The organism is Aquitalea sp. S1-19 (assembly GCF_024343515.1).
The window spans coordinates 1-2,929 of the sequence record NZ_RJTZ01000197.1; the positions used below are offsets into that span (position 1 = coordinate 1).

Annotated in this window: 5 protein-coding genes; all 5 read right to left on the reverse strand. The window is 56.9% G+C overall.

The annotated features are described in order from the left end of the window. The coding region (locus tag EGI20_RS17025) for a flagellar biosynthetic protein FliR (protein ID WP_498632900.1) at nt 1-360 on the reverse strand (360 nt) is incomplete at its 3' end. Nucleotides 361-366: 6 nt separating this feature from the next. Further along, on the reverse strand, nt 367-636 hold the full coding sequence (gene fliQ / locus EGI20_RS17030) for a flagellar biosynthesis protein FliQ (protein WP_498629908.1): 270 nt from the start codon (nt 634-636) through the stop codon (nt 367-369). 15 nt (nt 637-651) lie between these two features. Next, nucleotides 652-1,398 carry a flagellar type III secretion system pore protein FliP gene (gene fliP, locus EGI20_RS17035; protein ID WP_498629910.1) on the reverse strand — a complete coding sequence of 249 codons (747 nt, stop codon included), beginning with the start codon at nt 1,396-1,398 and terminating at the stop codon, nt 652-654. A gap of 142 nt (nt 1,399-1,540) precedes the next feature. Beyond that, the gene (gene fliM / locus EGI20_RS17040; RefSeq protein ID WP_498632695.1) at nt 1,541-2,551 is read right to left on the reverse strand and encodes a flagellar motor switch protein FliM; all 1,011 of its coding nucleotides are present in this window, start codon (nt 2,549-2,551) and stop codon (nt 1,541-1,543) included. A 6-nt stretch (nt 2,552-2,557) separates the two neighbouring features. Further along, nucleotides 2,558-2,929: flagellar basal body-associated FliL family protein (locus tag EGI20_RS17045; RefSeq protein WP_498632902.1), on the reverse strand; the 372-nt coding region annotated here is incomplete at its 5' end.

Genomic DNA, 2,929 nt, shown 5'->3' on the forward strand with positions numbered 1-2,929 from the left:
CGGGTCGAAGAACATGGCAAAACCCAGACCCATCTGCGCACTGGCAATCATGCCTGCCATTTCCATCGCCGTCATCACGATGCGCATGACAAAGCCCAGCATAATGCCGATCAAAAGCTGGTTGAGCAAAATAGCCACACCCTCGGCCGAAACCAAGGGCACGGCAGGCATGGGGGGCAATAAGGGCGCAACCAGTACGGTCAGGATCAGGGCAAAACCGCCTTTGAAGCGGCGCGGAATACTGCGCGAGGAGAAGATGGGTTCGGACAGCATCAAGCCCAGAATGCGGGCAAACGGCCAGACAAAGAAGCTGACCAGCGCATTGATCTGCAGATCGGAAATAACGAGACTGGCCGCCATCTTGCCTTAACCGATCGCGCCGGGAATGCTTTGATACAGGCGAATGGTGAAGTCCATCATGGTATTCAGCATCCATGGTCCGGCCAAGAGCAGCACCAGAAACAGCGCCATCAGCTTGGGAATGAAGGTCAGGGTCATTTCATTGATCTGGGTGGCCGCCTGCAGGATGCTCACCAGCAAACCCACCAGCAAAGACACGCCCAATACGGGCGCCGAGACAATAATCAGGGTAAACAGCGCCTGCTGCACCAGATTGATGACCAGTTCCGGACTCATATCCTCTCCTTGCGCTTAACGCTGGGCAAAACTCTGTACCAGCGAACCCAATACCAGCGTCCAGCCGTCGACCAGAACGAACAACATGATTTTGAACGGCAAGGAAATAATCACCGGCGACACCATCATCATCCCCATCGCCATCAGGATACTGGCGACCACCAGATCGATAATCAAAAACGGGATAAAGATCATAAAACCGATCTGGAAAGCCGTCTTCAGCTCGCTGATCACATAAGCCGGCACCAGCGTCTTAAGGGAGATATCGGCCGGGCTCGCTGGTGCCGGCGAGCGCGACACCTCGATAAAGAAAGCCAGATCCTTTTCACGCGTCTGTGACAACATAAAGGCCTTCATCGGCCGGGCGGCCTCGTCGGCCGCCTGCATCATGCTGATCTTGTCGTCGGAAAACGGCACCCACGCCTTCTGGTACACCTGATCCAGCGTCGGCCCCATGATAAACAGGGTCAAAAATAAGGACAGCCCCACCAGAACCTGGTTGGGCGGCGACTGCATGGTGCCCAGTGCCTGCCTGAGCAGTGACAGCACGATGATGATGCGGGTAAACGAAGTCATCATCAGCGCCATGGCCGGGATAAACGACAGCCCGGTCATAAACAGCAGCATCTGCAAGGACAGGGAATAGTTCTGACCGCCACCGGGCGCGGGACTGCTGTTCATCATGGGCAGACCGGCTGCGTCGGCCAGAACAGGCACCAGCGCGAACAGACCGCCCAGCAGCAAAGAGGGGCTTTTCTTCATGACTTGGATTTGGCGAGTACGCTTTTGAACAGACGGGCAAAACTCTCGGGCAAGGGCGGCTGCGGCTTGCTCGGCCTGTTCGGCCAGCGCGGCGGCCCAGTCATCCATTACATCATCGGCCGCACCTTGCGTGCCCTGTTCTTCAGCCATGTTTAAGCTCTCCCGACTCCGTATCGCCGAGGTCATGCGCCCCGGCCAGTATCTTTTCCACACTCAGGGCATACTTGCCCTCAACCGTACCGTACTTGCACTCCAGCACCGGAATGCCCGACACATCGGCCACCACCCGTTCCGGTATGTCCAGCGTAATGACGTCGCCCTCTTTCAGGTTCAGCACCTGCCCCAGCGTCACCTCGGTATGCGCCAGCTCCGCGACCAGTTCGACTTCGGCCGTTTGCACCTGACGCGACATCAGGCTGACCCAGCGGTTATCGACCTCGGTACGGTCTGCCTGCATGGTACTGGACAGCACATCCCGGATGGGCTCGACCATGGAGTAAGGCAGACAGACGTGAAAATCCCCGCCGCCGGCCCCCAGTTCGATATGAAAGGACATCGCCACCACCACCTCGGTCGGCGTGGCGATATTGGCAAACTGGGTATTCATTTCGCTGCGCAGATAACTGAATTGCAGCGGATAGACCGGTTCCCACGCCTTCTGGTACTCGGTAAACACCACATTCAGCATGCGCTGGATGATGCGTTGTTCGGTCGGGGTAAAGTCGCGCCCTTCGACCCGCACATGGAAACGGCCATCGCTGCCGAACAGATTGTCGACGACCAGAAACACCAGATCCGGGTCAAAAATCAGCAGCCCGGTGCCGCGCAGCGGCTTGACGTGCACCAGATTAAGGTTGGTGGGCACCACCAGATTGCGAATGAATTCGCTGTACTTCTGCACCCTGACCGGACCTACCGAGATCTCGGCATTGCGGCGGATGAAATTGAACAAGCCTATGCGCAAATTGCGCGCAAAACGCTCGTTGATGATTTCCAGCGTAGGCATACGCCCACGCACGATGCGCTCCTGACGTCCGATATCATACTGGCGGACGCCACTGGACTCGCCATGATCACCCTCATCCTCAGTATCCCCGGTCACCCCGCGCAGCAGGGCATCCACCTCTTCCTGGGATAAAATATCGTCAGCCATCTGGGCTTACTGATTCTGGATGATAAAGGAAGTAAACAGCACGCTCTCCACCGGTTCCTGCCCGGGCAGGTCAATGGATTCGTTGATGATTTTCTTGACCTGCGCCTTGAGCCTGACCTTGCCATCGGCACTGGCCAGCTCCTCCGCAGTTTTGGACGAGAGCAACAAAATCAGCCCACTGCGGATTTTGGGCATATATTCGACCAGCGTCTTCTTGGACTCAATGTCCAGTAGCTGAGCCTGCATTTCCACCTGCAACAGGGCGCCAGAACCGCCGGCCAAGTTGACGACAAAAGTATCCATTTTTTCAAAAATAGGCGGGCCTTCCGGCTTCTTCTTCACCTGTTCGCTGGCATGCGCGCCGTTTTCCGCAAGCCC

Bases quoted from the DNA above. Each gene is read 5' to 3' on its own strand.
- fliQ (WP_498629908.1), bottom strand. From the start codon at position 636: ATGAGTCCGGAACTGGTCATCAATCTGGTGCAGCAGGCGCTGTTTACC.
- fliP (WP_498629910.1), bottom strand. From the start codon at position 1,398: ATGAAGAAAAGCCCCTCTTTGCTGCTGGGCGGTCTGTTCGCGCTGGTG.
- fliM (WP_498632695.1), bottom strand. From the start codon at position 2,551: ATGGCTGACGATATTTTATCCCAGGAAGAGGTGGATGCCCTGCTGCGC.